This window comes from Holophagales bacterium (assembly GCA_016699405.1).
GTDB lineage: Bacteria > Acidobacteriota > Thermoanaerobaculia > Multivoradales > JAGPDF01 > JAAYLR01.
On sequence record CP064972.1, the window covers coordinates 4,531,766 to 4,547,969 of the forward strand.

Sequence of the window (16,204 nt, forward strand, 5' to 3'; positions counted from 1 at the left end):
TAGGGACTCTCGTCATGCCTTGTCATTGCGCACCTTCGTCAGGTAGGAGATGGACGGCTTGACGCCGAGGGCGTCGAGGAGCCTCATGGCACGCGGGCTCTTGGCGAGAGTCGCCACCTGCGCGCCGGGGGCGTTGAGATCGCCGAAGCGGATGGCACCGGTCGGGCAGGCCTCCATGCAGGCGGGCACCACCGCTCCGTCCGGGAAGTGGTTCTTCGGCTTGCCCGAGCGGGTCGCTTCCGCCTTGGCCGCCTGGATCCGCTGCACGCAGAAGGAGCACTTCTCCATCACGCCCCGGCTGCGTACCGTGACTTCGGGGTTGTTCTTCATCTGCATCGGGCTGCGCGTGTTGAGCTCGGCATGGCGCGCGATGCGGGGCTGGAGCCAGCGCATGAAGCTGCTCTCCTGCTCCTTGCTGTACTCCCAGTAGTTGAAGCGCCGCACCTTGAACGGGCAGTTGTTGGCGCAGTACCGGGTGCCGACGCAGCGGTTGTAGATCTGCTGGTTCAGGCCGTCGTCGCTGTGCATCGTGGCGACGAACGGGCAAACCGTCTCGCAGGGCGCGTTCTCGCAGTGCTGGCAGAGCATCGGCTCGAAGAGCACCTTCGGCTCCTCGACCACCGCCAGCGGCCCGTCCCACACCTCGGCGCCCCAGCGACCGTCCTTCTCCGGCGCGTCGTAGTAGCGATCGATGCGCATCCACGACATCTCGCGGCCGTCGAGCATGCCGCGCCGCCCGACCATCGGCACGTTGTTCTCGGCCTGGCAGCCGATCACGCACTTGCCGCAACCGTTGCACTTGCTCAGGTCGATGGTCATCGCCCAGCGCGCGTTCGGGTACTCGTGCTCCGGCCAGATCGACCGACCGGCCTCCGGCTGCTCGGTTCCCGCCTTCGGGTTCTTCTCGAAGGCGGTGAGCGTGGTCACCGGAACGAGTGCCCGGCGGTCGCGATCGATGACGTCCGAGCCCTGGCCGAGGGCGAGCTCCTCGTGACCACCCGCCTTGCGCAGCGTGACCGGCAACCCCGCCGAGACGAGGCGCCCGTCAACGAGCTGGCGGAGCGGATAGGCGTTGGCGCCGATCCCGCCGCCGATCGCTCCACAGGCCTCACGGCCGAGGCCGAGCGGCAGCGCGACCTGATCGAGGTGCATCCCGGCGTGGCGGTAGGCCGGCGCGACGAGCTTGACGTGACCGGCGTCGACCTCGACGAGATCGCCGTTGGCCAGTCCCATCTCGTCGAAGCGCCGTGGTGCGATCGACAGCGCACCGCCCCAGGAGATCCGAGTCACCGGATCCGGGAGCTCGTGGAGCCACCCGTTGTTGGCCGACCGTCCGTCGTTCACGGCGAGGTGCGGGTAGAGCTGGAGCTCGAGCCCGGCCGCCGCGGCCGGCACTCCGGCGAGCGCCGCGAGCGCCCCGGAGGCGAGCCGACGAGCCACCGGCGCCGGAGCGCTTCCCTGCCAGCTGCCGAGACGCAGCGTCTCGTTCCACGCGTCCTCGAACGCCGGGCCGGAGAGACCGAGCCGGGCGGCCCAGGCCGCGCGCAGGTAGTGATACGCCAGGCTCGGGCTGGGGGCCGCGACCGCCGCCGCCGGCGTCGCCGGCTTGGCGAGGGCCGCTGCCGCGGTGCTGGCGGCCGCACCGGCGACCGGGTCGCCCGCTGCCGCCGCCCAGTCGACGACCAGGTCGAGCAAGCCGCGGCTGTCGAAGAGCGGCTGGATGACCGGCTGTTGCACCGCAAAGAGGCCGCGCGGCAACTCGGCGTCGCTCCAGCACTCGAACGGGTGGCTGGTCGGCGCCAGCAGATCGGCGTGCGCGGCGGTCTCGTCGACGCGATCGCCGAGCGAGAGCACGAACGGCACCTTGCCCATCGCCTCGGCGAAGCCGAGCGCGGCCGGCGCGTCGTAGACCGGGTTCGCCCCGGCGACGAGAAGCACCTCGACGCGACCCGCCGACATGTCGGCGGCGAGCGCGGCGAGAGCAGCGCCGGTCCCGGAAACCGGGCGGACCGCCGCGGCGTCCTCGAAGAGCCCCGCATCGAACGCTCCGACCGTCAGGTTCAGCAGGATCGCCGCGAGCTCCAGGGCCGGACCGGCCGCCGCTCCCGAGGCCGAACCGCCGCCGAGCACGACCGCCCGGCCGGCCGCTGCCGCCAACTCGCCGGCCAGCGCACGCAGGAGCGCCGGATCGACCCCGGCCTGCGACGCCACGGTGTCGACGGCGAAGGGCGCCAGCGCAGCCGCCACCGCCGGGTCCCCGGCCAGCGGACCGAAGCGCCGCACCACCACCAGCTCGTGGGCCAACGCCGACGCCACCGCCGCGAGGCTCGAGTCGCGGACGCGAATCCGTTGATCGGCGTTGGATCCGGTCAACGTGAGGCGCCCTTCGAGCTGAACGAAGCGATTCATCCGCGTGCCGTTTGCCCCTTCCGGGGTGCGGCGAGCGGCGAAGTCGCGCTCGAGGCCGTCCTCCGGCCGATCGACGAACTCGGCACCGAGACCGAGGACGAAGTCCGCCTTGTCGAGTCGCGGTCTCGGTACCCGCGCGTCGCCGAACGCCTTCTCCCAGGCGAGGGGCAGCGCTTCGGCGACGACCGGTGCCCAGGCGATGTGACGGAGCCCGGTGCGCGCCGCGAGCGCGGCGATCGCCGTGGCCAGCGCCGGGCTCGCCACCGGACCGGTGAGCAGCACCGCCTTGGTGCCGGCGGACTTCAGGCGTGCGACGACGTCGGGGCCGATGGCGCTCCAGCTCGACGCCACCGCCGGTCCCTTGCCGCGCCGGATCGACAGCGGGCCGCGGGCGCGGTCCGGGTCGTAGATGTCCATGATCGCGGCGTGATGCCGCAGCGCCAGGCCTCGTCCGCTGGGATCGCTCGGACTGGGCGCGACCAGGATCGGCCGACCCTCGCGGGTCTTGACGAGGACGGGAGTGCCGTCGAGCACGGTGTGGAAGAACCGCGCCGGCCCGAGGCCGTCGACCAGGCTCTCCGGCATGTCGTGGAACGGGATGGTCGCTTCCTGCGGCGGCTGGCAGCCGGCGCTCGCGAGCGCCCCGGCGGCGGTGGCCAGGCCACCCAACCGGAGGAACTCGCGGCGGTCCAGGGCGGAGGCTTCCGGCCGCTCGCTGGTCTCGTTCGGATTCATCGTGGTCTCCCTCACCGGTGGCACGTGACGCAGGTCGTGGGTGCCTTCATCTCCGGCTTCCGGTGACAGTCGAGGCACCACTGCATGTTGAAGGGGGTCTGCACGCGGACGATCTCCTCCTGCTCGACCTTGCCGTGGCAGTTCTCGCAGACGTTGATCGGCCGCCCCTCGGCATCGATCGTCGGGAGCTTGAGCTTGCCGCTCTCGTCCCGGGCGTTGAGGTGCGCCGAATGGTCGTAGTAGACGAAGTCGGGCAGGTCGTGGACCTTGACCCACGGGATCGGCTCGCCGCGGTCCCAGTACGCCCGCAGCTTCAGCACCCACTCCCGGCTCAGGCCGACTGTCGAGTGGCAGTTCATGCACACCGCCGTCGAGGGGACGGTGGCGTGGCGGCCCTTGTACGGCATGGTGTGGCAGTACAGGCAGGGGATGCCGAAGCCGCCGACGTTGACCTTCTCGCCCTTCGCATCGGTCTGCCAGACGGGGGGACCCGCCATGCGCGTGTGCCGGAAAAGGATCGGCTGGCGTGGCTCGTAGCCCTGGCGCGCGTTGCTCAACGCGTACGCGAGGGCGCCCGTCGCGGCCAGCGCCACGAGCAGCGCGACGATGCGGACGGGCTTGCTCCTTCCGTTCATTCGGGAACCCTCCTTGTCGGATCGGCTGGCGTCATCGCAGCTCCGGATGCCTCGCGCCCCTCGCCCGCCGGTCGACGCGCACTCGCGGAGCTGGCGACCGTGGCCGGGCGGTGCGGCTCCTCGTCGTCGAAGAGGATCCGCACCGCGGGGGTGTCGAGGTCGTCGAACTGTCCGCTGCGCGCCGCCCAGATGAAGAATCCGACGGCGATCGCCGCGATGAGCAGCGCCAGCGGTAGCAGGACGAAGATCGTCTCCACGTCAGGCCTCCGCTCCGGCCGGCGGCACGAGGCGCGCGGCCTGCCCTCGGCTGCGGATCGCGAACGAGCGACCGAAGGCCGAGGAGAGAACGACGGCAAGCGAGGAGATCGGCATGAGGACGGCCGCGAGCAGCGGACCGACCATGCCGGCGATCGCCAGCGCCGAAGCGCCGGCGTTGTAGACGAGCGAGAAACCGAGATTGCGGCGCACCACGCGACGGACACGGCGTGCGCCGTCGAGCAGGTCGAGCACCGGCGCGACCCCTTCGCGGGTCAGCACCACGTCGGCGGCGACGAGGGTGGCACCGGTGCCGCCGTGCACCGCGACGCCGACGTCGGCGAGCGCCAGCGCCGCCGCGTCGTTGACTCCGTCGCCGACCATCACCACGTGGCCACGTCCCCGGCTCTCGGCGACCTGCGCCGCGACGAGGTCGCGCTTGACCTCCGGCGTGAGGCCGCCGAGCGCGTCCGCAGGCGCGAGACCGAGCTCGGCACCGACGCGCGCCACGACCTCGGCGTGGTCGCCCGAGAGGATCCGCACGCGAATCCCGCGTGCGCGCAGGGCATCGACCGTCGTTCGCGCATCGGCGCGCAGCGCGTCGCCGATCCCGGCGACGCCGCCGACGACCCCGTCCACCGCGACGAACACCGGGCTGAGTCGCTCGGCCACCATCCCGTCGGCGGCGGCCACCGCCGTCGCCGGAACGATGGCTCCGACCTCGTCCATGTGCGTGCGGCTGCCGACGGCGACCCGGTGCGCGTCGACGCTCCCCGAGATCCCCTTCCCCGGCGCCTCGACCACGTCGGCGACCGCCCGGACGGCGCGCAGCGGTCGTGCCGCGGCACCACGGAAGGCACGCGCCACGGCGTGCGAGGACTCGTTCTCGAGGGCGCGCGCCAGCTCGAGCACCACGTCGTCCCCGGACCAGCGAGCCACGGTCGCCCGCCCTTCGGTGAGCGTGCCGGTCTTGTCGAGCAGCACCGTACCGACCTCGCGCAGCCGCTCGAGGGCATCGGGGTTCTTGACGAAGATCCCGGCGCGCGCCGCCCGCAACAGCGCGACGGACACGGCGAGCGGCACCGAAAGTCCGAGCGCACAGGGACAGGCGACGACGAGCAGGGCGACGACCCGCTCGAGGGCGATCTCGGGACCGAGCGCCCACCAGCCGATCCCGGTCGCCACCGAGGCCGCGAGGAGCACCATGACGAAGCGGCGGGCCAGTCGATCGGTGATCTGCAGCAGCTTCGGCTTGCGCGACAGCGCCTCGTCGACCAGGGTGAGCAACGCGCCGACCCGGGTGCGCTCGCCGGCGGCCTCGACCCGCACCACCAGGCGCGCGCCGAGGTTCGTCGCGCCGGCGTTGACGAAGTCGCCCTCGCGCACCGCGACCGCTGCCGATTCGCCGGTCAGCACCGCGTTGTCGAGCGCGGAGCGCCCGCCGAGGACGACGCCGTCGACCGGCACCAGCTCGCCAGAACGCACCTCGACGCGGTCTCCCGGCGCCAGGACGGCGAGTGGAACTTCGACCGCCGGCGCGTCGATCCCGTCGCCCTCGAGCCGGCGTGCGAATTCGAGGAAGGCAACGCCGCGCAGGCTGTCGGCCCGCTCGAGGGCGGCACGCTGGGCTCCGCGCTGCAGTTGCCGCGCACCGAGGAGGGCGGCGGTCAGCATGGCGAGCGAATCGAACCAGAGCGGTCCGCTGCCGCGCACCACGTTCCAGGAGCTCGCCACGAAAGCCACCGCGAGCGCCAGAGCGATCGGCAGGTCGATGTGGACGAGCCGCGCGCGCAATCCGGCGATCGCCGTCACGAAGAACGGCCGGGCGGCAAATAGCAGCACCGGGGTCGCCACCACCAGCGAGCACCAGCGGAAGAAGGCCTCGTAGCTCGCCGCCATCCCCGAGGCGTCGCCCGCATAAAGGGCGCCGTGAAGGAACATGAGGTTCATCGCACAGGCCGTCGCCACGCCGAGCCGGGCGAGCGCCCTGCGGTCCTCGGCCCGCCGCGCGTCCTGGGAGCGGGCGGCGCGATGGACGTGTGGGGTGTATCCGAGCCGGTCGAGGGCCCGCCCGACGGCCGAGAGCCGGATGTCGCCGGGACGCCAGGTGATTTCGGCGACCCCGCTGCCGAGGTTGAGTCGCACCTCTTCGACGCCGTGCAGGACCGCCGGGAGCTTCTCCACCAGCCAGACGCAGGCCGCGCAATGAACGCCCTCGAGGTAGAGGCGCGTGCGGCAGCGTTCGGCGCCGAGGCTCTCGCTCGCCGCCTGCTGCTCGCGGAGGTCGTCGAAGTCGGCGAAGCTCCGGCCGCTCACCTGCGCCGGCTCGACTCGCGCGCCCTGGCGCTCGACCAGCCGGTAGTACTGGTCGAAGCCCCACTCACGGACCAGCGTGTACACCTGGCGACAGCCCGAGCAGCAGAACTGCTCGGCCTCGCCGTCGCGGACGAGGCTCGCCGGCACCGCGAGCCCGCAGTGGGCACAGAGCACCGGGGCGGCGCTCGCCGGCCGTTCACGCACCACGGTCAACGCGCGGCTCCTTCCACCGCCGGATCGGCGGCCGGAACCTCGAAGCGCGCCGCGTGGACGAACCGCAGGGACTCCCGTCTCACGTCGAGCCGCAGCTCCCAGAGGCCGGGCCGGTCGAGCCGCACGAGGGTGCGGTAGCTGCCGGGCTGCTGCGGCAGGGCGACGAGGTCGCCGACCTGATTGAGTCGCGTGTCCGCCGCCCGCATGGCGAAGAGGCTTCCGGCGAGGTCGCCGACCGGGCGGCCGTCACGGTCGCTCACCTGCACGTCGACCGGCCGCGGCATCCCCGGGACGTGCGGCACGCCGGCCGGCAGCTCGTAACGGACCGTCCAACCGAGCTGCCGACTCGCCGCCTCGACCGCCTCGTCGGCATCCCAGGCGCGCGCGGCCTCGTAGTAGCCGGGGATCGGACGCGGCGCGTCCGGACGGGTGGCGACGTACACCAGGATGCCGCAGGCGACGATCGACATCGTCAGCAGACCGCCGAGATAGATCGGCCAGCGGTAGTCGGAGAGGAGCCGACGGAAGCTCAATCCTTCCCCCTGTGGTCGTCCCGGTCGTGCTTGTGATCCTGGTCGTCGTCGTACGGTCCGAGCAGGACGAACTCGACCTCTTGGCGGAAGCCGCGATCGGAGGTCACCAGGTAGCGGCCCTTCGCCATGCCGTCGTCGAACACGCTCGGCGGGGCGGTGACGACCGCGTTGACCTGGGCGAGCTTCTGCGGCTCGACGGTGACCGGCGAGTCGCTCAGCACCAGGCTCGCTCCGGCCGGGCTCACCAGCTCGATCGTGAAGCGCTGCGGCTCGGAGATCTGATTGGTGATCTTCAAGCGCTGCTGGTTGGCGACGCCGCCGTTGGGCAGCAGGCGATACGGCTCGCGGCCACCGCGCACGATCTCGAAGAGGGCGTCGGCGCGGGTGAAGAGGAGGAAGCCGAGCGTCCCCCAGGCGAGCGAGAGGATCGCCAGGTAGGCGAGGTTGCGCGGCCGCCAGAGGCGCCGCTCGCCGCCCTTCTGCTCGCGCTCGGAGGTGTACTTGATCAGACCGATCGGCTTGCCCTGGCCGATCATCACCGTCTCGCAGGCGTCGACGCACTGGGCGGTGCCGATGCACTCCGACTGCAGGCCGCGCCGGATGTCCGTGCCGGTCGGGCACGAGCTGACGCAGGCGCTGCAGTCGATGCAGTCGCCGGCGACGATCCCCGGAACCGTCCGATCCCGAACCCTGACTTTCGGGTCCCCGCGCTGGACGTCGTAGGCCACCAGCAGCGTGTCCTTGTCGGCCAGCACGTTCTGCAACCGGCCGTAGGGGCAGGCGATGGTGCACATCTGATCGCGGAACCAGCCGAAATCGAAGACGATCGCGGTGGTCAGCAGCCCGACGGCGAAGAGCGTGCCCTTCATCGCGAACGGGTCGGTGGCGAGGCCGCGGAGCTGCGCCGCCCAACCGTTGAAGTAGGCGGTGAAAGTCAGCGCCATGGCGAGGGCGACGAGCGCCCAGCTCACCCACTTCGCCGCCTTGATCGCCAGCTTCCGCCCGCTCCAAGGCGCCGCGTTGAGCTTGCGCTGATTGACCGGACCGCCTTCCAGGAACGCTTCGATCGGCCGGAAGAGGAACTCGAGGTAGACCGTCTGCGGGCAGGCGTAGCCGCACCACATGCGGCCGAACGTCGAGCCGACGAAGAAGACGGTGACCACGATGCCGAAGCCGAAGGCCGCGAGCAGCAGGTTGTCGCTCGGCAGGAAGGTGGCGCCGAAGAGATGGAATCGTCGCGACGCGATGTCGAAGAAGATCGCCGGGTTGCCGCCGACCGGAATCCAGGGCAGCGCGAAGAACAGCACGAAGAGCCCATAGGCCATCGCGCGCCGGATCTGCCAGAAGCGCCCCTGGCGGACGATCGGGTGGATCAGCTTGCGCTTCCCGTCGGCCGACATGCTGTAGAGCAGCTCATCCTGAGGCGCCACCTCGAAGACCCGCGAAGGGGCCGAGACGGCTGGGGCCGCGGAGGTGCTCTGGCGATCGGTGCTCATCGGCTGCACGTCACCTTCCAGGAATGGGCTCGGCGACGACCGGGTCGCCCTCGGGCGCCTTGGCGTTCGGCGGATTGGTGCCGTGGAGGCTGCGCACGTAGGAGACGACGGCCGAGAGCTCCTCGGGCTTCATCGCGCGGCCCCACGGCGGCATGCCCTTGGCCGGCCAACCTTTGGCGACGGTCTGGAAGATCTGCTCGACGGTCCCGCCATGGATCCACCGGTCGTCCGTGAGGTTCGGCCCGATGAGCCCGCGCCCCCCCTCGCCGTGGCAGGGGACGCAAGAGCGGGTGAAGCGCGCCCCTCCCATTTCGAGCACCGCCGGATCGGCGGCCCCGGCGAGCAGGTCCGCCGGCGCCGGCGGCACCAGCGGGTGGGCATCGAAGTAGGCCTGGATCTGGGACGAGGCGGCCTGCGCCTCCCCCCGGTATTCGGCCTCCATGGTGCCCTCGCCGAAGGAGAGCGCGTAGAAGATCAGATAGGCCGCCGAGAAGATCAGCGAACCCCACCAGATGGCCATGAGCCAGCCGGGCATCGGGTTGTCGTACTCCTTGATGCCGTCCAGCTCGTGGAGAACCTTGTCTTCGTACTGTGCCATGTTCCCCTCTCTTCAGGCCTTCGTACCGGCGCCCGGTCCGCTCGCGGACGGGCTCGATTCGTCGCTCTCGAACACCAGGCGGGCCCGGGCATCGAGCTCCTCGGGCCGCGAACGGAGGACCCAGTAGGCGATTCCCGCCCAGATCCCGAAGAAGAACAGCATCGAGGCGACCGACCAGGCGGTCGTCGAGGTGTGCGCGGCAAGCTCCTGCAGCATGCCTACCTCCCGCCCGCCGCACCGGCGCCTGCCGCCGGAGCCGGAGCCGCCGTCGCGGCGGCAAGCGGGACTTGCGCCTGCGGGCGCTTCCACTTGATGTCGGTGCCCAGACGCTGCAGGTAGGCGGTCAGGGCGATGATCTCCTTGTCCGCCAGCCCCTTCGGACCCTGCTGCGCCTCGACCTCGGCGGCGATCCCCTTGGCCTGCGCCGCCATGGAGGCGATCGCGGTGTCGATCTCGCCGTCGCTGTATGGCACGCCGACCTTGCGCAATGCCCGCAGCTTGGCGCCGATCAGGCTGGTGTCGTACGGGTTGGTGAGCAGGTGCGGATAGCGCGGCATGACCGAGCCCGGGGTCGTCGAGTCGGGGCGTGCCATGTGACGCACGTGCCAGAGCGACGGGTACTTGCCGCCGACCCGATGGAGGTCCGGTCCGGTGCGCTTCGAGCCCCACTGGAACGGATGGTCGTAGACGTACTCGCCCGCCTTCGAGTACTCGCCGTAGCGTTCGGTCTCGTAGCGGAACGGACGGACGAGCTGCGAATGGCAGTTGTAGCAGCCCTCGCGGAGATAGATGTCGCGACCGACCACCTCGAGCGGCGTGTAGGGATGGACGCTGGCGATCTCCTTGACGTTCGCCTTGTCGAAGAACATCGGGATCGCCTCGACCAGCGAGCCGACCGCGAGCGACAGGGCGACGAGCACCGTGAAGGAGACCGTGCGCGCCTCGAGCATGCGGTGGAAGCCGTGACGCAGCGAGTGCTGCAGGCGGTAGAGCGCGTGGTCGTAGGTGTTCGGCGGAGTCGTCGCGCCCGGGGCCACCATCTCCTTGACCCGCGGCGGAGCGACGACCTCGGGCTCCTCGGCGAAGCCGGCCGGGGCGCTGCGCACCGTCTTGAAGATGTTCCAGGCGAAGATCAGCAGCCCGGCGAAGAAGAGCAACGCGGCGACCAGGCGGACCTGGTAGAGCGGGACGATGCGGATCACCGTCTCGATGAAGTCCGGGTAGACCAGGCGGCCGTCCGGCTCGAAGGCGCGCCACATCGCCCACTGCGTGATGCCCGCCACCCACATCGAGATCTGGTAGGTGATCAGACCGACGGTGGCGATCCAGAAGTGCCAGGTGGCGAGACGCTTCGAGTAGAGCTCGGTCTTCCACAACCGCGGCACCACCCAGTAGAGGATGCCGAACGACAGGAAGGCGTTCCAGCCGAGCGCTCCGGCGTGCACGTGTCCGATCGTCCAGTCGGTGAAGTGGGAGACGGCATTGACCGACTTGATCGACATCATCGGCCCTTCGAAGGTCGACATGCCGTAGTAGGTGACCGCCACCACCATGAACTTGAGGATCGGGTCCTCGCGCAGCTTGTGCCATGCCCCGCGCAGAGTGAAGAACCCGTTCACCATGCCGCCCCAGGAGGGCATCCAGAGGATCAGCGAGAAGAGCATGCCGAGCGTCGAGGCCCATTCGGGCACTGCCGAGTAGTGCAGGTGGTGCGGGCCGGCCCAGATGTAGACGAAGACCAGCGACCAGAAGTGCATGATCGACAGCCGGTAGCTGAACACCGGCCGTTCGGCCGCCTTCGGCAGGTAGTAGTACATCAGGCCGAGGAACGGCGTGGTGAGGAAGAAGGCCACGGCGTTGTGCCCGTACCACCACTGCATCAGCGCGTCCTTGACCCCGGAATAGGCCGAGTAGCTGCCGAGCAGCGAGTAGGGCATCGCCATGCTGTTGCCGATGTGCAGGATCGCCACCGCGACGATGGTGGCGATGTAGAACCAGATGGCGACGTACAGGTGCTTCTCGCGGCGGATGGCGATGGTGCCGAAGAAGTTCACCGCGAAGGTCACCCAGAGGAGCGCGATCACGATGTCGAGCACCCAGGGCAGCTCGGCGTACTCCTTGCCCTGGGTGGTTCCCGTGACCAGCGCCAGCGCCGCTCCGACGATCAGCAGCTGCCAGCCCCAGAAGTGGATCTTCGACAGCACGTCGCTGAACAGTCGCGTCTTCAGCAGGCGCTGGATCGAGTGGTAGGTGCCGCCGAAGATGATGTTGCCGCAGAAGGCGAAGATGACCGCGTTCGTGTGTAGCGGCCGCAATCTGCCGAAGGTGAGGAACGGGGCCAGGTTCAGGCCGGGCAGGAAGAGCATGGCCGCGATCAGGACCCCCACGAGCATGCCGACCACGGCCCAGACCACTGCGGCCATGAAAAAGAGCCGCGGAGTTCGATCATCGAAGCGCACGGTGTCGTTCATCGGTCACCCATCCTGTGTCGATGCGTTCCCCGGGGGGCGCTGAAGGCGCCGCTCCCGGTCGGGAAGGCAGGGGCGGAAGCGAAATAGACGGTCGTGCCCGGCGCGCCCGGCGGGCGCCCCGGACGATCGGGAGCATCGTCGAAATCGCGGGAAGACGGCATTTTCACTCGGATTTCCTTGCGCTTCTTCGGCTCGTCTCGGCGCCTGCAGGGCGCCGCGGATCTCATCGTGATGGCTCGCTTGTCGTGTTCCGTGGCCGGGTGTCGACGTTGCCGTGAGGCCCTCGGCCCGGAAGGCATGTTGGCGGACGCATTTCGAAGTGCAACCACCCGGAAGGGGGGGGAAGGGTAGGCATTTCGAAAGGGCCCAGTCCGGCCGGGTGGCCCGCCACCTCTCCTTCGGGTGGTTGACTCGACCCGCGACATGTGCCGCGCCTGAACGGCGGCGCCGACGAGCTCCCCGGAACAGCCGCGCTAGACTCCCGGCACCGTGGACAGGAGCCCCTCGAAGCTCGAGCGTGCCGCAACCCCGCCGGTCGACCGCAACGATCTGGGCTTCGGCTCGGTCGTTTCGCGGCAGAGCCGCGACCGGCTGCTCAACCGCGACGGCAGCTTCAACGTGCAACGCGGTGGCCTCGGCTTCCTGCGTTCGCTCTCGCTCTACCACTGGCTGATCGAGCTCACCTGGCCACGCTTCCTGCTCGTGCTCTCGGCGGGCTTTCTCGCGGTGAACCTGATCTTCTCGTTTGCCTACTTCCTCTGCGGTCCCGGCGCGCTCGCCGGGCTCGAGAGCGGCGACGAAGCCGGACGATTCCTCGGCGGGTTCTTTTTCTCGGTGCAGACCCTGGCGACGATCGGCTACGGCGCGCTCGCCCCGGCAGGTCTCGCGGCCAACGTGATCGTCGTGCTCGAATCGATGACCGGCCTGCTGCTCGTCGCGCTCGGCACCGGCATCTCCTTCGCCCGCTTCGCCCGACCGCGGGCGCAGATCCTCTTCAGCCGCTTCGCCGTCGTCGCGCCGTATCGCGACGTCACCGCGCTCGAGTTCCGGATCGCCAACGCGCGCACTAGCGAGCTGACCGACGTTCAGGCCCGCGTGCTCCTCGCCCGGCGCAAGGCGTCCGGCGACCGCGAGTTCCTGCCACTCGCCCTCGAGCGCGACAGCGTCCTCTTCTTCCCGCTCTCCTGGACGGTCGTCCACCCGATCGACGCCACGAGCCCGCTCTACCGCCTGCGTGCCGAGGAGCTCGAAGCGGCGCACGCCGAGCTCCTCATCCTGCTCTCCGGCACCGACGAGAGCTCCTCGCAGGTGGTCCACACGCGCTCCTCCTACCTCGCCTCCGAGATCGTCTGGAACGCCCGCTTCGTCAGCCTCTACGACCCGCCCGGCGCCGAGGACGGTCGCGTGCGCATCGACGTCGGCAAGCTGAGCGCGATCGAGCGGCTCTGAAGCACTGGCGAGGGGCCCTCGGCAACGCAGCTCCCCACCTCGCGAGCATCCGCCAGCGAAACGCCGCCGGTTGCCTTGGCATGGATGCGACCCTCGTGGCGCTGACGGCCAGGGCTCCCTCGGCAGCCGGAGATCGTCCGGGCCGGAAGGCGGTGGATTCTGCTCGCAAGCGTGGCGCTCGGTGCGCTGGTTCTCGTGCTGCTCGTGGTCGACGCTCTTCTGGCCTGCAGTTCGGGGCGACCCGCCCCGCTCGCCGACGCGCACGGCACACCGCCGCCACGCGGCACCTGCGAGAAGGCCCTCGTCACCATCGGCGGCGTGCGCCAGGGGATGTTCCTGCGCGGGCGCGACTCGGCCAACTCCATGCTGCTCCTCCTCCACGGCGGACCGTGCTTCCCGACGTACATCACGAGCGAGGAGTTCCCGAACGGGCTCGAGGACCGCGTCGAAGTCTTTTGCCGGAAGGAACGCGGCAGCGGGCTCTCGTACGGTCCGGCGGTCACGCCGGCGAGCATGACGCTCGACCCGTTGACGTCCGATGCGCTGGAGGTCGCCGAGTACCTTCCGGCTGCACGACGAGCAGTTCGCGTTCGACTTCCCCGCAGAGGTTCCGTGCCTCGAGCTTCCCGTCTACTTCCTGAGCGGCGCCTACGCGCCTTACCGTCAATCGCGACCGCTCCCGCACCGATATCGACCGGCTGGTCGCCCCCCGAGAGGGCTTCTATACCTTCCCCAACTCCGCCCACCGTCCCCTCTTCGAGGAGCCGGGGCGGATGCTGGAGATCCTCGTGCACGACGTGCTCGGAGGGACGACGCCGCTGGCGGATCCCGAGCATGCAGCAGCGCACCACACCGCCCCCGTCACCGCTTCGGCTTGTACCAGTACCGATCGGTGAATTCGGTCGGCTTGCCGCCGAGGAGATGGCGGAGGCCTTCGACGATGAGGGGGAAGTAGTGCCAGTCGCCGAATTCGTCGAACTTGCGGGTCGAGGCGATCGCCTTGGCGCGGCGCACGCGGACGAGGTGCTCCCCGCGGGTGCGGCCGAGCCGGCGCAGCGCCAGGAGGAAGGCGACGTCCTCGCCGACCAGGCGGCGCTCGTCGTAGCCGCCGATGGACACGAAATCCTCGCGGCGGCAGAACACCACACCGGTGTCCATCCGCATGGCGACCACCAGCGGCACGATCAGCATCCAGGTGCAGACGATGCCGAGCGACCAGCGCTCGAGCCGGACGCCGGTCGCGCCGCCGACTACGCCGCCGCCGGAGAGCACCCGATCGATCTCGACGAAGGTCCGCGGGTGGACTCGCGAGTCGGCATCGACGAAGGCGACGACCTCGCCGGTTGCCACACCGGCGCCGCCGTTGCGCGCGGCGGCGATCACCCGCTTCGCGACCGGCACCACCCGGCAGCCGCGCGCGGTGGCGATCGCCGCCGTCTCGTCGGTCGACCCGTTGTCGGCGACGATCAGCTCGACCGCCTCCGGCGGTCCGAAGGCGGCGCGCGCCACCTCGAGCGAATCGAGCAGGCGCGGCAGCAGGAGCGCCTCGTTGTAGGCAGGGACGATCAGCGAGAAGCGCGGACTCATCGGTTTCGCCGTCGGCTCCGAGCGCGGGCCGATCGCTCGCTCGACGTCCTCGAATGCCAGACGGCCGAGCGAGCCAGCCGACGCCGCCCTCGCGCCGCTCTACCGGATCAACCAGTCGATCGCCGCCTGGCGGTCGACGAACAGGCGAACATCGTAGCCGCGATTGCGCGACGCCGTTTCGTAGAAGCGCATGTCCTCGCGTGCCTGGTCCGACTCGGGCAGGAGGACGGCGTCTCTCATCCCCGGGGGGAGCTGCAGGACTTCGTAGAGACGGATGAGCTCGAACACTTCGAAGGGCGTGCCGACCTGCGCGAAGCGCGTGCAGTCGGAGAGAAAACGGCACACCTCGTGCTCGCGGGCGAAGGCGACGGTCTCACGCGTCGCCGCCATGACCTCCCCGCCCGTCATCGGAGCCAGGTACTCGGTGAGGACAATCCTTTCCGGCTGAAGAAGCGAGAGGGTCCACGGCATGAAACGGCGGCCTCCGACGGTCCGCTCGAAGGTTACACGAGCGCGACCCGGCGCGAGCCGCCCCGGTGGGCGGGCCGGCGACGACGGACCGGAGGGTCGGCGCCGCCGGAACCCGACAGCTTCGCTAGCGGCGGACCTCGCAGCTCACGCGGTAGAGGTCGAGCCGACCCGCCGACTCGCCGTCGCGGTGCGAGGTGAAATAGAGAAACCCCCGCTCGCCGGGTCGCAGAGAGGGCCCGAGGTTCCAGCTTCCCGGGGCATTGACGCGTGCATCGAGCCGTTGCGCCGCGCCGTAGCGCCCGTCGTGGGCGAAAGCCACGTAGAGGTCGGCGCCGTCCTGCTCGCCGACGCGCCGGGTGAACACCAGCGTTTCGCCGTCGTCGAGGTAGGTCGCATCGAAGTCGTCCTCGGCGCTGTTGAGCTCGCCGGCGACCGGCTCGGCGTCGCTCCAGCGCCCCTCTCGCAACGCGCTGACGAAGAGGTCGTGGCGGCCGCGCCCGCCGCGGCCGTCGCTGGCGAAGAGCAGGCGCGTCCCGCCGGCGGCCGCCACCGGGGCCCATTCGTCGCCCTTCGAATTGACGCCGGCGCCGAGATTGACGGCGACGCCGTACTGCCCGGTCGCCGGATCGAACGGCACATACCAGAGGTCGTCACCACCGAGCCCACCGGGACGGTTCGAGAAGAAGAAGAGGCCGCGCCCGTCCGGGGCGAACGACGGATCGAAGTCGTTCTCCGGCGAGTCGAAGCTCGCCGGATGAGGGGTGCTCCAGCCGTCCTTCTCCCGCACGCTTTCCCAGATCTCCCAGCCCCCCGGCCCGCCGGGACGATTGATCGAACCCCAGAGCATCCGGGACCCGTCGGGGCTCCAGGTGATCCGGACCTCGGAGGCCTCGGTGGAGACCAGGCCCGGCAGGAGCAGCTCCGGCCGGGCCCCGAGCTCGAGCCGCTGCGCCGCCAGCGGCGCCACGACGACCAGGGACAGGAGGACGAGCGCCGCGTTGCGGCCCAGCCGACCCGTGACGCTCGTCGCCTTCAC

13 protein-coding genes are annotated in these 16,204 nt (G+C 70.4%); 1 reads left to right on the forward strand and 12 read right to left on the reverse strand.

The features are described 5' to 3' along the window. Positions 1-12: 12 nt before the first annotated feature. From IPJ17_18700 to ccoN, 9 genes are read right to left on the reverse strand one after another with little or no spacing between them, the layout of a single operon-like run. On the reverse strand, positions 13-3,144 hold the full coding sequence (locus tag IPJ17_18700) for a 4Fe-4S dicluster domain-containing protein (GenBank protein QQR73486.1): 3,132 nt from the start codon (positions 3,142-3,144) through the stop codon (positions 13-15). Between the two features lie 11 nt (positions 3,145-3,155). Continuing rightward, on the reverse strand, positions 3,156-3,779 hold the full coding sequence (locus tag IPJ17_18705; GenBank protein QQR73487.1) for a cytochrome c3 family protein: 624 nt from the start codon (positions 3,777-3,779) through the stop codon (positions 3,156-3,158). Beyond that, positions 3,776-4,036 carry a cbb3-type cytochrome oxidase assembly protein CcoS gene (gene ccoS / locus IPJ17_18710; GenBank protein ID QQR73488.1) on the reverse strand — a complete coding sequence of 87 codons (261 nt, stop codon included), beginning with the start codon at positions 4,034-4,036 and terminating at the stop codon, positions 3,776-3,778. The genes IPJ17_18705 and ccoS overlap by 4 nt, the downstream gene beginning before the upstream one ends. Position 4,037: 1 nt before the next feature. After that, positions 4,038-6,563, reverse strand: a complete 2,526-nt coding sequence (locus IPJ17_18715) for a heavy metal translocating P-type ATPase metal-binding domain-containing protein (protein ID QQR73489.1) — start codon at positions 6,561-6,563, stop codon at positions 4,038-4,040. Continuing rightward, positions 6,560-7,096: a FixH family protein gene (locus tag IPJ17_18720; GenBank protein QQR73490.1), complete on the reverse strand. Its 537-nt coding sequence runs from the start codon at positions 7,094-7,096 to the stop codon at positions 6,560-6,562. Before IPJ17_18720 ends, IPJ17_18715 begins: the two co-directional genes overlap by 4 nt. Further along, on the reverse strand, positions 7,093-8,592 hold the full coding sequence (gene ccoG, locus IPJ17_18725; GenBank protein ID QQR73491.1) for a cytochrome c oxidase accessory protein CcoG: 1,500 nt from the start codon (positions 8,590-8,592) through the stop codon (positions 7,093-7,095). Before ccoG ends, IPJ17_18720 begins: the two co-directional genes overlap by 4 nt. A gap of 10 nt (positions 8,593-8,602) precedes the next feature. After that, the gene (locus tag IPJ17_18730) at positions 8,603-9,190 is read right to left on the reverse strand and encodes a c-type cytochrome (GenBank protein QQR73492.1); all 588 of its coding nucleotides are present in this window, start codon (positions 9,188-9,190) and stop codon (positions 8,603-8,605) included. Between the two features lie 12 nt (positions 9,191-9,202). Continuing rightward, positions 9,203-9,406: a hypothetical protein gene (locus IPJ17_18735; protein QQR73493.1), complete on the reverse strand. Its 204-nt coding sequence runs from the start codon at positions 9,404-9,406 to the stop codon at positions 9,203-9,205. A gap of 2 nt (positions 9,407-9,408) precedes the next feature. Next, positions 9,409-11,661, reverse strand: a complete 2,253-nt coding sequence (ccoN, locus tag IPJ17_18740; protein QQR73494.1) for a cytochrome-c oxidase, cbb3-type subunit I — start codon at positions 11,659-11,661, stop codon at positions 9,409-9,411. Positions 11,662-12,150: 489 nt separating this feature from the next. Here ccoN and IPJ17_18745 point away from each other — a divergent pair, with 489 nt between their 5' ends. Continuing rightward, positions 12,151-13,110 carry a transporter gene (locus tag IPJ17_18745; GenBank protein QQR73495.1) on the forward strand — a complete coding sequence of 320 codons (960 nt, stop codon included), beginning with the start codon at positions 12,151-12,153 and terminating at the stop codon, positions 13,108-13,110. Between the two features lie 861 nt (positions 13,111-13,971). Here IPJ17_18745 and IPJ17_18750 read toward each other — a convergent pair. From IPJ17_18750 to IPJ17_18760, 3 genes are all read right to left on the reverse strand, one after another. Beyond that, positions 13,972-14,697, reverse strand: a complete 726-nt coding sequence (locus tag IPJ17_18750; protein QQR73496.1) for a glycosyltransferase — start codon at positions 14,695-14,697, stop codon at positions 13,972-13,974. A gap of 99 nt (positions 14,698-14,796) precedes the next feature. Then, complete coding sequence (locus IPJ17_18755; protein ID QQR73497.1) at positions 14,797-15,168, reverse strand: hypothetical protein; 372 nt, start codon at positions 15,166-15,168, stop codon at positions 14,797-14,799. 124 nt (positions 15,169-15,292) lie between these two features. Beyond that, positions 15,293-16,204 (reverse strand): PD40 domain-containing protein, encoded by a 912-nt coding sequence (locus IPJ17_18760; GenBank protein QQR73498.1) that lies wholly within the window; start codon positions 16,202-16,204, stop codon positions 15,293-15,295.

Coding starts and splice junctions, on each gene's coding strand:
- IPJ17_18700 (QQR73486.1), bottom strand. CDS start 3,144: ATGAATCCGAACGAGACCAGCGAGCGGCCGGAAGCCTCCGCCCTGGAC.
- IPJ17_18705 (QQR73487.1), bottom strand. CDS start 3,779: ATGAACGGAAGGAGCAAGCCCGTCCGCATCGTCGCGCTGCTCGTGGCG.
- ccoG (QQR73491.1), bottom strand. CDS start 8,592: ATGAGCACCGATCGCCAGAGCACCTCCGCGGCCCCAGCCGTCTCGGCC.
- IPJ17_18730 (QQR73492.1), bottom strand. CDS start 9,190: ATGGCACAGTACGAAGACAAGGTTCTCCACGAGCTGGACGGCATCAAG.
- IPJ17_18735 (QQR73493.1), bottom strand. CDS start 9,406: ATGCTGCAGGAGCTTGCCGCGCACACCTCGACGACCGCCTGGTCGGTC.
- ccoN (QQR73494.1), bottom strand. CDS start 11,661: ATGAACGACACCGTGCGCTTCGATGATCGAACTCCGCGGCTCTTTTTC.
- IPJ17_18750 (QQR73496.1), bottom strand. CDS start 14,697: ATGAGTCCGCGCTTCTCGCTGATCGTCCCTGCCTACAACGAGGCGCTC.
- IPJ17_18755 (QQR73497.1), bottom strand. CDS start 15,168: ATGCCGTGGACCCTCTCGCTTCTTCAGCCGGAAAGGATTGTCCTCACC.